General features: G+C 69.2%; 11 protein-coding genes. 4 read left to right on the plus strand and 7 right to left on the minus strand.

Annotated elements, in window-relative coordinates; genetic code table 11:
• Positions 1-151: 151 nt before the first annotated feature.
• Positions 152-1,936 (minus strand): aspartate--tRNA ligase, encoded by a 1,785-nt coding sequence (gene aspS, locus AB0H50_RS00190; protein WP_357447113.1) that lies wholly within the window; start codon positions 1,934-1,936, stop codon positions 152-154.
• Positions 1,937-2,097: 161 nt separating this feature from the next.
• Between aspS and AB0H50_RS00195 the strand changes: the two genes are divergently transcribed.
• From AB0H50_RS00195 to AB0H50_RS00210, 4 genes are all read left to right on the plus strand, one after another.
• Positions 2,098-3,024: a neutral zinc metallopeptidase gene (locus AB0H50_RS00195; protein WP_357444310.1), complete on the plus strand. Its 927-nt coding sequence runs from the start codon at positions 2,098-2,100 to the stop codon at positions 3,022-3,024.
• Between the two features lie 488 nt (positions 3,025-3,512).
• Positions 3,513-4,280 (plus strand): methanethiol S-methyltransferase, encoded by a 768-nt coding sequence (gene mddA / locus AB0H50_RS00200; RefSeq protein ID WP_357447116.1) that lies wholly within the window; start codon positions 3,513-3,515, stop codon positions 4,278-4,280.
• A 366-nt stretch (positions 4,281-4,646) separates the two neighbouring features.
• A complete protein-coding gene (locus AB0H50_RS00205) occupies positions 4,647-5,264 on the plus strand; it encodes a DJ-1/PfpI family protein (RefSeq protein WP_357444313.1) in 618 nt (205 codons plus the stop codon).
• A gap of 168 nt (positions 5,265-5,432) precedes the next feature.
• Complete coding sequence (locus tag AB0H50_RS00210) at positions 5,433-6,047, plus strand: hypothetical protein (RefSeq protein ID WP_357444316.1); 615 nt, start codon at positions 5,433-5,435, stop codon at positions 6,045-6,047.
• Positions 6,048-6,116: 69 nt separating this feature from the next.
• On the opposite strand, the gene AB0H50_RS00215 is transcribed toward AB0H50_RS00210, so the two are convergent.
• From AB0H50_RS00215 to AB0H50_RS00240, 6 genes are read right to left on the minus strand one after another with little or no spacing between them, the layout of a single operon-like run.
• Complete coding sequence (locus AB0H50_RS00215; protein ID WP_357444319.1) at positions 6,117-7,634, minus strand: NAD(P)/FAD-dependent oxidoreductase; 1,518 nt, start codon at positions 7,632-7,634, stop codon at positions 6,117-6,119.
• 41 nt (positions 7,635-7,675) lie between these two features.
• Positions 7,676-9,076 carry a cytochrome P450 gene (locus AB0H50_RS00220; protein ID WP_357444322.1) on the minus strand — a complete coding sequence of 467 codons (1,401 nt, stop codon included), beginning with the start codon at positions 9,074-9,076 and terminating at the stop codon, positions 7,676-7,678.
• Positions 9,077-9,105: 29 nt separating this feature from the next.
• On the minus strand, positions 9,106-10,134 hold the full coding sequence (locus AB0H50_RS00225; RefSeq protein ID WP_357444325.1) for an NAD-dependent epimerase/dehydratase family protein: 1,029 nt from the start codon (positions 10,132-10,134) through the stop codon (positions 9,106-9,108).
• Positions 10,131-11,849 carry a fatty acid CoA ligase family protein gene (locus AB0H50_RS00230; RefSeq protein WP_357444328.1) on the minus strand — a complete coding sequence of 573 codons (1,719 nt, stop codon included), beginning with the start codon at positions 11,847-11,849 and terminating at the stop codon, positions 10,131-10,133. Before AB0H50_RS00230 ends, AB0H50_RS00225 begins: the two co-directional genes overlap by 4 nt.
• The gene (locus AB0H50_RS00235; RefSeq protein WP_357444331.1) at positions 11,846-12,730 is read right to left on the minus strand and encodes a hypothetical protein; all 885 of its coding nucleotides are present in this window, start codon (positions 12,728-12,730) and stop codon (positions 11,846-11,848) included. The genes AB0H50_RS00230 and AB0H50_RS00235 overlap by 4 nt, the downstream gene beginning before the upstream one ends.
• A gap of 30 nt (positions 12,731-12,760) precedes the next feature.
• Positions 12,761-13,798 carry a 3-oxoacyl-[acyl-carrier-protein] synthase III C-terminal domain-containing protein gene (locus AB0H50_RS00240; protein ID WP_357444334.1) on the minus strand — a complete coding sequence of 346 codons (1,038 nt, stop codon included), beginning with the start codon at positions 13,796-13,798 and terminating at the stop codon, positions 12,761-12,763.
• Between the last annotated feature and the right edge of the window lie 95 nt (positions 13,799-13,893).

The following is a 13,893-nucleotide window of genomic DNA, read 5'->3' on the forward strand; positions in this document are numbered from 1 at the left end:
CCCGGCACACCCCGCTGCCGCGGCAGCAGGGCCCCGCGGTCCGGGCCGATGACCGAGGACCGGCACACCCTGCAACGCGACGCGCCGTCCGCCCCGGAGCCGACATACGACCCCGGAACGGACGGCGCGTTCAGCGACCGTCAGCCTTGGTCTACTCGGTGACCTCGACCTTTTCCTGCTCCGGCTTGACGTCCAGGCCCGCCTCCTTGCGCTGCTGCGCGGTGATCGGCGCGGGCGCGTCGGTCAGCGGGTCGACACCGCCGCCGGTCTTCGGGAAGGCGATGACCTCGCGGATGGAGTCCAGGCCCGCCAGCAGCGCGGTGATCCGGTCCCAGCCGAAGGCGATGCCGCCGTGCGGCGGGGCGCCGTAGGCGAAGGCGTCGAGCAGGAAGCCGAACTTCTCCTGTGCCTCGTCGTGGCTGATGCCCATCACCTGGAAGACGCGTTCCTGAACGTCGCGGCGGTGGATACGGATCGAACCGCCACCGATCTCGTTGCCGTTGCAGACGATGTCGTAGGCGTAGGCCAGCGCCGAGTCGGGGTCGGTGTCGAAGGTGTCCAGCGACTCCGGCTTCGGCGAGGTGAACGCGTGGTGCACCGCGGTCCACGCCGAATGACCAAGCGCCACATCGCCGCTCGCGGTCGCGTCGGCGGTGGACTCGAACAGCGGCGCGTCCACGATCCACACGAACGACCAGGCGTTCTCGTCGATCAACCCGACCTTGCGGGCGATCTCGCCGCGCGCCGCGCCGAGCAACGCGCGCTGGGCCTTTGCCGCGCCCGCCGCGAAGAAGACGCAGTCGCCCGGCTCCGCGCCGACGTGCTTGGCCAGCCCTTCGCGCTCGGCCTCGCTGAGGTTCTTGGCGACCGGGCCGCCGAGCGTGCCGTCCTCGTTCACCAGGACGTACGCCAGGCCCTTGGCCCCGCGCTGCTTGGCCCACTCCTGCCAGGTGTCGAGCTGACGCCGCGGCTGGCTCGCGCCGCCCGGCATCACGACCGCGCCGACGTAGGGCGCCTGGAACACCCGGAACGGGGTGTCCTGGAAGTACTCGGTGCACTCGGTGATCTCGACGCCGAAGCGCAGGTCGGGCTTGTCCGAGCCGAACCGGCGCATGGCCTCGGCGTAGGTCATGTGCGGGATCGGCGTCGGGATCTCGTGGCCGATCAGCTTCCACAGCGCGACCAGGATCTCCTCGGACAGCAGGATCACGTCCTCCTGGCGCACGAAGCTCATCTCGATGTCGAGCTGGGTGAACTCGGGCTGCCGGTCGGCGCGGAAGTCCTCGTCGCGGTAGCAGCGCGCGATCTGGTAGTAGCGCTCGATGCCGCCGACCATGAGCAGCTGCTTGAACAGCTGCGGGCTCTGCGGCAGCGCGTAGAAGTTGCCCGGCTGCAGCCGCGCGGGCACCAGGAAGTCGCGAGCGCCCTCCGGGGTGGACCGGGTCATCGTCGGGGTCTCGACCTCGACGAACTCGTGGTGCGCCAGCACAGCGCGCGCCGCGGCGTTGACCTTCGAGCGCAGCCGGATGGCGTGCCCGGGGCCCTCGCGGCGCAGGTCCAGGTACCGGTACTTCAGCCTGGCCTCGTCACCGGGCTGCTCGTCGAGCTGGAACGGCAGCGGAGCGCTCTCGTTGAGCACCTCCAGCTTGCTGACGTTCACCTCGATCTGCCCGGTCGGCAGCTCGGGGTTCTCGTTGCCGTCCGGCCGCAGCTCGACCACGCCGGTGATCAGCACGCAGTATTCGGCGCGCAGCCGGTGCGCCTGCTCGGCGGCCTCGCCTTCGCGGAACACCACCTGCGCCACACCCGACGCATCGCGCAGATCGATGAAGATCACGCCACCGTGGTCGCGCCGCCGGGCCACCCATCCGGTGAGGGTGACGGTCTGACCGGCATGCTCGCTTCGCAGCGAACCAGCCAAGTGGGTGCGCAGCACGGGATTCCTTTCGACGACTCCGGCACCGGCGGGGCGTCGCCGGGTGCGGTTGCCATCGTAGTTAGACACGTTCGTCAAGTGGAAACCGATATCTGCGCGGCCGTGTCAAGCTGTAGCCGCACGGTCGCCCGACCACCGTACAAATGCCACTAAGGACGATGATGACGTTCAACGAAGGGCTCCAGATCGATCCGGACCGGGCCTCTTCCGGTGGCGGGCCCGGCATGGGCGGCAAACTCGCACTCGGTGGTGGTGCGGGTGGTCTGATTCTGCTGGTCATCACGCTGCTGCTCGGCGGTGACCCCGGTTCGGTCCTCGGCCAGTTCACCGGCGCCGAGGACACTCAGCAGACGCAGCCGGGCTCGGCGGGCACCCCGGAACACTGCAAGACCGGCGCGGACGCCAACAAGTACGTCGACTGCCGGGTCGTGCTCACCGCGCAGAGCCTGGACGCGGTGTGGTCGAACGAACTGCCCGGGCAGACCGGCAAGCGGTACATGCAGCCCGAGCTGGTGCTGTTCTCCGGTGCGGTCGCCACCGGCTGCGGCAACGCCACCAGCGCGGTCGGCCCCTTCTACTGCCCGGCCGACCGGACCGCCTACTTCGACGTCAGCTTCTTCCAGGAGCTGACCGATCGCTTCGGCTCCAGCGGCGGCCCGCTCGCCCAGGAGTACGTGGTCGCGCACGAGATCGGCCATCACATCCAGAACCAGCTCGGCGACATCGGCCGCGCCCAGCGCGATCCGCGCGGACCGGAGTCCGGCGCGGTGCGCACCGAGCTGCAGGCCGACTGCTATGCGGGCATCTGGGCCCACTACGCGGACAAGACGCCGGCGCCGGGCAGCAACCAGCCGTTCCTGCGGCGGTTGTCCGACACCGACATCGACGACGCACTCTCGGCGGCCTCCGCGGTCGGCGATGACCGGATCCAGCGCGCCGCGCAGGGCCGGGTCAATCCGGAGGCGTGGACGCACGGCTCGTCCGACCAGCGTCAGAAATGGTTCCTCACCGGCTACCGCACCGGGCAGGTCAGGGCCTGCGACACCTACTCCGCGCAGGATCTGAACAACCCGCCCGCCTTGCGCTGACCCGCGCGCAACGCCCACGCACGATCGATCTGTCCGTCGATCGCACCGGCTGATCAGGCCGGATGCCTGGCGGGAGCCTTGTTCACGCACTCGTCAACGAACTACCGTGGACGAGTGATCAGCTGCGGCGACCGGCAGCGTGACGTCACGCACCGCCGGTACGGCGAGCCCGCCAGAAGGCGATCGCCGTATCCGATCGGACGGCGATTCCACCATCGCCTGCCCGGGGGTGACGCAGGGTCGATTCGAGCGCGTTCCAGAACGGTCACTCGGTCGCGCACGGGTCGCGACGGCGCCGAGCCCGGCTCCACGGGTATGCGGGCGACCAGGAATACGCCAGGTATCGCGGGCGCCGCGCCCGCACGGGCGAAGCAGTCGCCGCGTCGCGCACGCACGGCCTCCGGGTCACGCCGCCGTTCGGCGGGTGGTCCCGAGTGGTGGCCTGCCCACCGGCGCGCGGTGCAGGAAGAACCACCTCGAAGGGCATGATCATGCGTTTTCTCGTACTCGGTTACGGTGCCGTGAGCTATCTGGCGTTTCTCGCCGCTTTCCTCTACGCGATCGGCTTCGTCGGCAATTTCTGGGTTCCGCGCAGCGTCGACGCTGGCGTGGAGGCCTCGACCGGTGAGGCCATCGTGGTCAATGCGCTGCTGCTCGGCGTGTTCGCCGTCCAGCACAGTGTGATGGCCCGCCCCGCGTTCAAACGGTGGTGGACGCGGGTGGTGCCCGCGTCCATCGAGCGCAGTACCTATGTGCTGCTGGCCAGCCTGGCGCTGTTCCTGCTGTATTGGCAGTGGCGAACGATGCCCGCCATCGTGTGGGACGTCGACGCGACCGCGGGCCGGGTCGTCCTGTGGACGCTGTTCTGGATCGGCTGGGCGACCGTGCTGCTCTCCACATTCATGATCAACCACTTCGACTTGTTCGGGTTGCGTCAGGTGTACCTGGCCTGGCGTGGCGAGCCCTACCGCGACCTGCCGTTTCGCACCAACCTCTTCTATCGCGTGATCCGGCATCCGCTCATGCTCGGCTTCCTCATCGCGTTCTGGGCGACGCCGACGATGACGGCCGGTCATCTGTTCTTCTCGGCCGCGACGACGGGCTACATCCTGATCGCCCTGCAGATCGAGGAGCACGATCTGGTGGGCGTGTTCGGCGATCAATACCGCGACTACCAGCATCGCGTCCCGATGTTGTTGCCGTGGCCACGGCACCACGACACGCCTGCGCCGACCGTCCAGCATCGACCGGCCTAGGGGTTACCCGGACTTCCCGCTCCTCCGGTGCGTCACTCCACACTCGGAGTGCAGGCGACATAACTGACCGCCGCGGGCAGGGGAACGACGCTGGCGCCGACCGCGTTGGACAACCTCAGCGCGTTCTGAATGGCCTCTTCACGATTCGGGCCCTCGGCCCACTGGTAGTCCACCCCGCGCGTAGCGGCCGCGACGCACGCGTTGCTCCAGGTGACCAGATCGCAGACCGCGTCCGGGTTGCCCGACTCCGAGCCGCTCAGGCGTCCCCCGGAGCAATGTCCGAAGGTTGACCTCCGCCAAGCGAATCGGATGTGATGAACGTGAATCGGCGGGAGGCGTAGGGAGCCTGTGCCATATGGGGGAAGGATGTCGGTCTTGACCGGTGGCGTGAAGAGGATCGGAATCCTGTTGTTTCCCCGCGTCGAGGAGCTCGACGCGGTCGGGCCGTGGGAGATTCTGTCGTGCTGGACGAAGTACTTTCCCGGCGACGGTTTCGAGGTCTTCACCTTCTCCGCTGACGGCGAACCGGTCGAGTGCGCGAAGGGCATGACGATCAGCCCGCAGCACGATTTCGGTGCTGCGCCCGGCCGGGATGTGCTGGTCTACCCCGGCGGACGCGGCACCCGCGCGTTGGCTCAGGATCCCGGCCATCTCGCGTGGGTGCGAGAGCAACGCGGAACGACGCCGCTGATCACCAGTGTGTGTACTGGTTCCCTGGTGCTCGCTGCAGCTGGCTTGCTCGCCGGGCGGCCCGCGACCACGCATTGGCGTTCCGTGGACCGGCTCGCGGCGTTGGACCCGACGATCGAGGTCCGTCCGGGTGATCGCTATGTCGATGACGGTGACATCATCACCGCCGCAGGGGTTTCCGCTGGCATCGACATGTCTCTGCATCTCGTCCAGCGGCTGGCCGGGACGCAACGGGCACGGGAGGTCCGGCGGATCGTCCAATACGACCCCGAACCGCCCGCCGACACGGAATGAGCAGCCACCCCTCCACCACATCGGCTCGCGCCCCGGAACGACACCCGCGGCCGCACGCGCCCCGGCGCGCCAACGGCGCTACGCTCTACGGCACCCTGAGCCGCCGCGCCGGAAAGAACTCGCTTCCCGGATGTGGCGGACGGTCGACGCTATCGAGATGGGAAGTCCATGCGACGAACGATATCGGCCCTGCTCGTCCTCGCGATGACGTTCACCGCCGGATGGGGCGTTGCCGCCGCCGATCCGGCCGAGCCCGCACCGCAGCCTCCGGCTGTCGAAACCCCCGCGCCCGCAACGGAGAACCCGCCCGCGCTCGCCGCTCATCCGCCCTTGCCCCTGCCCGCGCCAGTGCCCGCCCGTGCGGCCGTCGCGCTCCTCACGCTCACGACGATGCCCGCGGGCTGGCAGGACCGGATCGATCTGCGCCCCGTGCTCGAGGTCTACGCCGACGGCCGTGCCGTCCGCAAACCGGATGCCGTTGCGCCGGAACGCGATCGGAACACCCCGCCGCGCGAGGTGGACGGCGCGGTCCGCCGGGAGGTCATCGATGCCGCCCTCGCCGAGCTCACGGCGCTGTCCACCGCCGATCTCGGCGTACCCGCCTCGGGTGACGGCGGCAGCCAGATCGTCGACGTGATGCCCGAACCGCCGGGCCAGGCCCTGCACGTGATCGTGTACGCGCCCGACTCGACCGACGGCTTGACCGCCGAACAGCAGAATGCGCGCAAGCGCTTCGCCGACGTCTACCGCAGCCTGCTCGACGCCTTCGTCGCCGACCGCTGACCGCTGGGCCGGGGCGAGCGGTGTAACCGGAGTTCGCAGTCGCCTGCGACGTTCCCTCGCCCCAGCCAACTACCGTGCGCTGTCGGATTCGATTCGGGGAGCGGCGGATTCGATGATGACGGCCGGGCTGCGGTCCCAATCCTCGGGGCGGATGTGGCGTCGGTCGCGGCGAACGCTGCGGGTGCCGCCGGGCCAGGTGAGGGTGTTGACGCCGGTGGCGCTGACGAAGTAGCTCGTGCAACCCCCGATGGTCCAGACGCGATCGGCTAGTACACGGCGGCACTGCGCTACGAAACGACGCTGGGCCGCTTCGGTGGGCGTGTAGCGAGTGAGGGCGCGATCGCGCATGTGGGCGATGGTCCTGGCGATGAGGCGAGTGGTGGGTTCGATGGCCTGGAACTGGGAGGTGTGCGGGAGCGCGGTATTCGGACCGGTGACGCAGAACAGGTTCGGCAGGCCGGCGAAAGCGATGCCGCGATAGGCGGTGAAACCGTTGCGCCCGTAGCTTTCTCGCAGCGAGAACGCGGGCGTGCGGAAATCGGGAAACCGCGGGATCGAGTCCTGGACGTGGTAGCCGGTGGCCCACACGATCGCGTCGACCTCGTGGACGACACCGTCGGCGGTGCGCACACCGGCCGCGGTGAGGTCGACGATCTTCTCCGTCACCAGCTCGACGTCGTCGCGGGCGAATGCCGCGTAGTACTCGTCGGACACCATCGGCCGCTTGCACCCGAAGCGGTAGTCCGGCCGCAGCGCCTCTCGCGTGCGCGGATCGGGCACCTGTTTGCGCAGCGCACGCAAGCAGACCTGCTCGAAAACCGGAAGCAAGCGGGGATGGAACTCGGCCAGGTGCACCGACTCCAGCAGCGAGAACACCATGCCGCGCAGCGCGAGTCGCGCGGGCGGGAACTTGCGCAGCACCGTCCGCACCGGTCCTGGGATCGCGCGGTCTCCGCGTGGCAGCACCCATGCCGGACTGCGCTGGAACGACACCACGTGCGCGCCCTCGCGCGCCAGCGCGGGCACGATCTGCACGGCGCTCGCACCCGATCCGACGACGGCGATCCGCTTCCCTTGCGGATCGAAGCCTAGATCCCAAGAACTGGAATGCATTTGGACGCCGGAGAACACGTCCCGGCCCGGGACGTCAGGGACGAACGGCACGTGCAACGAGAAGTACCCCATGACGACGGCGCGCGCGCTGATCACGCGCCCATCGGCCAGCCGCACCGACCACCGGTGTGTGCTCTCGTCGAATTCGCCCCCGACGACCTCACTGTTCAGCCGCACGTGGCGTCGTAGCTCGAAAGCGTCGACCACTGATTCGGTGTAGGCGCGCAACTCGGGTTGGGTCGCGAAGAGCCGCGACCAGTCGCCGGGGAAGAACGAGTACGAGTACAGCACCGACGGCACGTCGACGGCGCATCCCGGATACACGTTGTCGCGCCACGTGCCGCCGACCGCGTCCGCACGTTCCAGAACGACGAAATCCTCGATGCCGGAACGCTTCAGCTCGATCGCGACGCCCAGCCCGCTGAAGCCGGAGCCGATCACCGCGACTTCACAGTGCTCGGTTGTCTCGGACATCACCTCTCCTCGCGCAGACCTGTGATCGCCACTGCCATCGGTCATCTCGCGGTATCCGAGTCGGACTCGAGGCGTGTCCTCGCTTCGATGCGCATGGGCAGGCTTTCGGGATGGACCAGCGCGCCGATGACGGTCTCGCGCGCCGTGAACCCGGGCTCCAGCCGCAGCCGCCAGCGCCCGCACAGCGTGGCGATCTGCAACGCCACCTGGGTCAGCGCGAACACATTGCCTGGGCACTGCCGCGCACCCATGCCGAACGGGATGTGCGCGCCGCGCGACATTCCCTCCGTCGCCTCGGGCAGCCAGCGATCGGGGTCGAACCGGTCGGGGTCGGCGTGCACCCGCGGGTCGCGATGCACCGCGATCGGGCAGACGAACAGCATCGCCCCCTCGGGCAGTGCGTGCCCGCCCAGCTCGTAGCCTGCGGGCACGTGTCGCACGGTGAGCCACGGCGAGTAGCGGCGCAGCGTCTCCAGCACGAGCCGCTTGGTCAGGTCCAGCCGCGGCAGGTCGGTGAATTCGGCGGGCCGCCCGCCGAGCACCTCGTCCAGTTCGGCGTGCAGGGCGCGCTCCACCTCCGGGTTGCGCGCCAGCTCGTAGAGCAGCCAGGTGGCGGTCATGCCGATGGCCTCGGTGCCGCCGACCAGGAAGTTGACCAGTTCGTCGTGCACGTGCTTGTCGGTCAGCGGCGCGCCGTCCTCGTCGCGGGCCCGGATCAACGTGTCGAGCAGGTCGCCGTGGTCCAGCGCCGGGTCGGCGGCCAGGTCGGCGCGGTAGGCCGCGATGATGTCGGCGGTGGCGGCCTTGAGCTGGTCGACCAGTTCGAGGAAGCGGCGATTGCCCCGGGTGGGCAGCCGGTCCAGCCATGCGGGACGGGTGACGCGGCGCGCGAGCAGCGTCATGACCTCGGGCAACAGCCGGTGCACGCGCCGCGCGGTGACCTCGCCGAGTTCACCGGAGAACAGCGCGCCCGCGACGGTGCGCAGTGCGAGGTCGTGCATCTCCTCGTTGACCGCGAGCGTCGCGCCGTCGCGCCATTGGCCGGCCCGCGCCTGTCCCATCGCCGTCATCACGGTGGCGTACTGCGCGATGCGCGCCTTCGCGAACGCGGGTGCGATGAGCCTGCGGGACCGCCGGTGCGTCGCGCCGGAGACGACGGTGACGCCGGCGCCGAGCAGCAGTTCGGCGCGCTCGATCATCGAGCCCTGATCCGACAGCCCGGTGAAAGCCTCCCTGATCAGTTCCGGTTCGGTGACGACATAGGTTTCGTAGCCGGGGATTCCGATGCGCACCACGGGTCCGTGCGCCGCGAGGGTGGACAGGAACCGGTGCGGCCTGCGACCGAACCGGTGCCAGTGCCCCAAGAACGGCAGCGCACCCGGCGCGGTGGGCACCGTGGACTCGACGCCGGTGCGGCGCACGGTGGACAGCAGTGAAGTCACGAGACAACCTCCGATTCGGCGCGATTCGTTCAGCCGCGGGCCAGCACGGCGTCGACGCCGCCCACCGAGCGCACCCACTCGACATAGCGCGCCAAGCCCTCCGCGCGGGAGACCGTCGGGTTGTAGTCGAAATCCTTACGGGCGGCGGAGGTGTCGTAGGTACTGGAGACGGTGAGCGCCGCCGTCGTCCAGCTCGACAGCGGGGGCGCCCACCGTTCCTTGACGGCCGGGATGCGCCAGATGGTGTCGAAAACGGCGATCGCCGCGTCCAGCACGGGGCCCGGCACGGTACGGGTTGGCGGGGTCAAGTCGAGCGCGACAGCCAGGTCGCGCACGAACTCCCACAGGTCGATGTCCTCGGGATCGGCCAGGAAGTACGCCTTCCCGGCGACCTCGGGGGAACGGGCGGCCTGCAAACAGGCGGCCGCCGCGTGCTCGCAATAGGTGATCGACGCCATGACCCGGCGGCCACCCGAAAGGTCAGGTAGCCGACCGCTTTTCAGCTTGCCCAGCAGCAGGCTCATCCACCCGGCCGAGCGGGGGCCCCAAATCATCCTCGGACGCAGCGCGCACGTGGTGAAGCCGGGCGAGTCGGCCGAGAGGACGTACTGCTCGGCCACCACCTTCGTCGCGACATAGAGGCTCTTGGGCGCGTCGACATAGGGTTCGGACTCGTCGATGCCGAAGCGGTCCGTCTCGTAGGACGTGGCGACCGACGGGCTGCTGACATACACGAACCGCGACACGCCCGCTTCGCGAGCGGCTGCGATCAGGTTGCGGGTGCCCTCCACATTCGCTCGCCAGAACTGTTCCCGGGCACCGACTTCCGACACCAGACCCGCGCTGTGATAGACGACGTCGACGTCGCGACAGGCCGCCCGTAGCGAGTCCACGTCGCCGAGATCGCCGACGGCGGTGTCGAGTCCGGGCACGCCGGACAGGTAGCCGAGGTCGCTGCCCGCGCGGACCAGCGCCCGCACCTCGTCGCCCGCGCCGGTGGCGGCATCGACGATGTGGCTGCCGAGAAATCCGGTCGCACCGGTGACGAGAACCTTCATCGGTCCGTTCCTTCCTTCGTTCGCGGGAAACCGAGCCGATCGGCGGCCCATCGCGCCAGCCGCTCCCGCCCGATCTTCGCGTTGTGCCGGATGTCGACGGGAAAGTCGCTGTGCGGCAAAAAGGTCCGGATGCGCTTTGTCGCCGCCCTGCTCTGCGCGAGGGTCCATAGTTCGCGCCGCACCCTGGTGAGCTCGGCGGGCGCGAGGTCCGCGGCGGGCTCGAAGCACAGCACCGGGATCTGTTCGCCCGGCGCGCCGACGCCGACCAGTGCGCTCCTGGCGACGTCCGGGTGGGTGTTGAAGATCTGCTCGCACTGCACCGTATACATGTCCCCGTCGGCGGTCCGCACACGCTGGGAGAGCCGACCGCAGAACCACAGGCGGCCCGATTCGTCCACGCGCGCCAGATCGCCCGTGCGGTGCCAGCGCCGGACGCTGCCGTCGGGCAGCCGCTCGTCGATCTTGTGCCGCGCGTCGGCGACCGCATTGCGGTGGTAGGCGCGGCTGACCTGCGGTCCGCTCGCGACGATCTCGCCGATCCGCCCGGCGGGCAGCACCAACTCCTCGCTCCAGTCGGCGATGGGATCGTCGGTGACGCCGATGATCCGGACGAGGGTCGCGCCACTGCTCTCCGGCAGCGGGCGCCCGACGCACACGCCGCCGCCCTCGGCGGTCGCGGCGCGCGTCTCGACCAGCTCGGACCATTCCAAGGTGGTCAGCGGCAGCGCCTCGGTGGCGCCGTAGGTGGTGAACACCCGCGCGTCGTCGCGGAGCGCACCCCGGATGCGCTCCAGCGCAGTCAGATTCGCTGGCGCGCCCATGGAGATGACCCGCGCGATATCGGGCAACGTCTCGCCGGTTTCGGCGACATGCTCGCCGAGCCTGGCCAGCAGGGCGGGCGAGGCGGTGAGGTCGGTGGCGCCGAAGGACCGCGCCACCTCGGTGAGCAGCGCGGGATTCGCCTTCGACACCCGCACCGGGTCCACCGGACCGAGCACCACGTGCGCACCTTGCAGCAGATCGAAGAGACCGAACAGGGGCACCGAGGTGAGCGAGACGAAACCAGTTGGGCGACCGTGCAGTTCGGCGACGACGTCGAGTGCGGCGGCGAAGCCCGACCTGGTGAACTCGACGCCCTTGGCCGGTCCGGTGCTCCCGGTGGTGAACGCGATCATGAACAGGTCGTCCGGATCGTGTTCGGCCGCCGCGATTTCCGGCTCGTCGCGCAGATCGGCAAGGCTGTGGCCACCCCAGTACGACCGCCCAGCCGTGACGTGCACGCTGATCGAGCCGAAGGTGCGTCGGGCGGCCAGCCGCACCAGGTGCGCTTCGGGTAGTCCGATGAACGCCTCCGCGCCGACGCTGTGGAAGCAGTGCAGCATGCGGCGCACACCCATGCCCGGATCCACCACCACCGGCACCGCGCCGACCCGGAACAGCGCGAACAACACCGCGAACAGGTCCGGATCGGGGCGCACCAGCACGATCGTCTTGACGCCCTTGGTGATACCGATCGTGGCGAAGCCCGCCGCGTACGAGCGGACGCGACGGCCCAGCTCGGCGTAGGTCATGTCCGTGAACCGCAGGTCGGCGCCGCGCTCGGCCTTCGCCGCGTCCGAGCGGGTCGGGTAGCTGATGGCGGGCCCGTCAGGCCCTTCGGCGATCCGGCGCTCGAGCAGAGCGCTCGGGTCCTCGTATCCGAGGGCGCGCGTCACCCGGCACCGCCGACAGGCACCCGGTAGCCGACACAGCCCGCCGTCGGCCCCGAACCTCCCGCGACGAGCAGCAGCCGGTCGCCATGCCCGACGACGCCGGAGCGGATCAGCTGGTGGTAGGCGATGATGAGACCGGAGCTCCCGGCGTTCCGCGCCCCGGTGTCGGCCTGGTGGTGACGCGCGAAGCCGAAGTCGGCGGCCAGCGTCGCCGCGAAGTCCGACGCGGGATCGTTGGTGACCAGCACCGTCGAATCCGGCTGCATATCAGCGTGGTTCGCGAGATAGTTCCGCACCGCCGTGCGCGCGACATCGGTGACCCGCTCGGCGAAGTCGTCGGCGACCTCGACGGTGATCGTGCGCGCGCCGTCGCGGCCCATCGCCTTCAGGTCGAGATACCCAGCCACGCCGGGATGCGCGCCGTCCGGACGCGGAGCGGGCTGCAGGTGCACCGCGTCGAGCCCGCTCGCGTCGTCGATGCCTTTCGTCACCAGGAACGCACCGCCCACGGTGGCGTAGGGGAAGTCGACCGCGTCCGCCAGGCCGCCGGGGTGGGCATCGCTGCCGACGACGAGGACACGTTCGGCGGTGCCATTGGCCAGCAACGCATTCGCCGCCTGGAGCGCGTTCAGCACGCCGCAGGCGCCGTTGCGCAGGTCGAGGGAGAAACCGGGCCGTGAGGAGCCTGGTTCGTAGTCGAGATGCATGCCGAGCTCGCGCTGGATCAGCGCGGCGTTGGACGGTTCCACGATGTTGGCGTCTCGATACACGCCGACGTTCACCAGCACGTCCACGTCCGCCGCCGACAGGCCTGCCCCGGCCAGGCATTCCCGCGCCGCGGCGACCGCGTGGCCGATCGAGCCGAGCGCCGGATCGTCGCTCACCGCCGAATTCTGCAGAATGGTCGCCACGTGCTACTTCACCAACTCACCGATGGTCGCCGACAGGACGCCGAACACCATTCCGGATGCGGTCGGCACGAAACAGATCTTGGAACCCGGCGCGATCAGGCCGCGCGACAAGTAGTCGTGCAGCACCAGGAAATGTGTGCTCGCACCGGTATTTCCGTACTTTTCGACGCACGCCAGCCGCGGTGGCATGGGAGCGCCGTGAATCTTGCTGCCCGACTCCGCCAGTTTCTCCGTGAAACCGACGCCGAGCTGATGGAAGACGATGTAATCGAAGTCCTCGTCGGCGAACGTCGTGCCATTCTTGGCCAGCACGTCGCGATGGAATTTCGCCCATGTCTCGCGCCGCGGCGCGGCCTGCATGGTGATGTTGTCGGTCAACATGATCATGTTCTCGGTGTTGTCGCTGGGTTTCGCGATACACAGGGGCGAGTATTCCGCGCAGGTGATCATGTCGATGTAGTGCACGGCCTCGTTGTCGTCGACGGCGCGGTCGAGCACCACCGCGACGGCCGCGTCGGCCAGGGTCAGTGCCGCGAACTGGGGGTCGCGGGCGTCCACCGCCTCGGCCAGCGCGCCCTCGGTGACCGGCGAGATGACTTCGGGTGTCACCACCATGCCGGTCCGGACGACACCGGCGCGAATCAGGTTGTCCAGCAGGTAGATACCGGTCATGGTGCCGCCGCACGCGTTGGCGACGTCGTAGCCGGTGGCGTTGACAGCGCCGATGCGGCGGGCGATCTCGCCCGCTGCGGACGGCTCGAACACCATGCGGAATCCGTCGTGCACGGTGGTGCCGCCGCAGATGATCACATCCAGATCGGCGGGATCGTATCCGGAGCCCGCGAGGCAGTCGAGGGCCGCGGCGACACCCAATGTCAGGGTGTCCTCTTCGGTGCGGTCGACCATATGCCGGTGTGCGATACCGGTAATGCGTTCGACGTCGAACTCGCCGCCGCTCGACATACGTTGCAGCACTTCGTTCGTGGTGAATTCTCCGGCAGGGAGAGCGGCCCCCAGCGCGCGTATTCGAGAGCGATTCATATGAGATTTCCTCCGATGGCCGCGGCTATCCCGGGATTGGAGCCACACGGCGCTGACACAGCAAGGGAGCGACAGTAACCCGGAAGCAACCGGAT

The organism is Nocardia sp. NPDC050793, from assembly GCF_040654065.1.
GTDB lineage: Bacteria > Actinomycetota > Actinomycetes > Mycobacteriales > Mycobacteriaceae > Nocardia.

Bases quoted from the DNA above. Each gene is read 5' to 3' on its own strand.
- AB0H50_RS00225 (WP_357444325.1), bottom strand. From the start codon at position 10,134: ATGAAGGTTCTCGTCACCGGTGCGACCGGATTTCTCGGCAGCCACATC.
- AB0H50_RS00240 (WP_357444334.1), bottom strand. From the start codon at position 13,798: ATGAATCGCTCTCGAATACGCGCGCTGGGGGCCGCTCTCCCTGCCGGA.
- AB0H50_RS00210 (WP_357444316.1), top strand. From the start codon at position 5,433: ATGCGACGAACGATATCGGCCCTGCTCGTCCTCGCGATGACGTTCACC.
- AB0H50_RS00195 (WP_357444310.1), top strand. From the start codon at position 2,098: ATGACGTTCAACGAAGGGCTCCAGATCGATCCGGACCGGGCCTCTTCC.
- AB0H50_RS00205 (WP_357444313.1), top strand. From the start codon at position 4,647: ATGTCGGTCTTGACCGGTGGCGTGAAGAGGATCGGAATCCTGTTGTTT.
- AB0H50_RS00215 (WP_357444319.1), bottom strand. From the start codon at position 7,634: ATGTCCGAGACAACCGAGCACTGTGAAGTCGCGGTGATCGGCTCCGGC.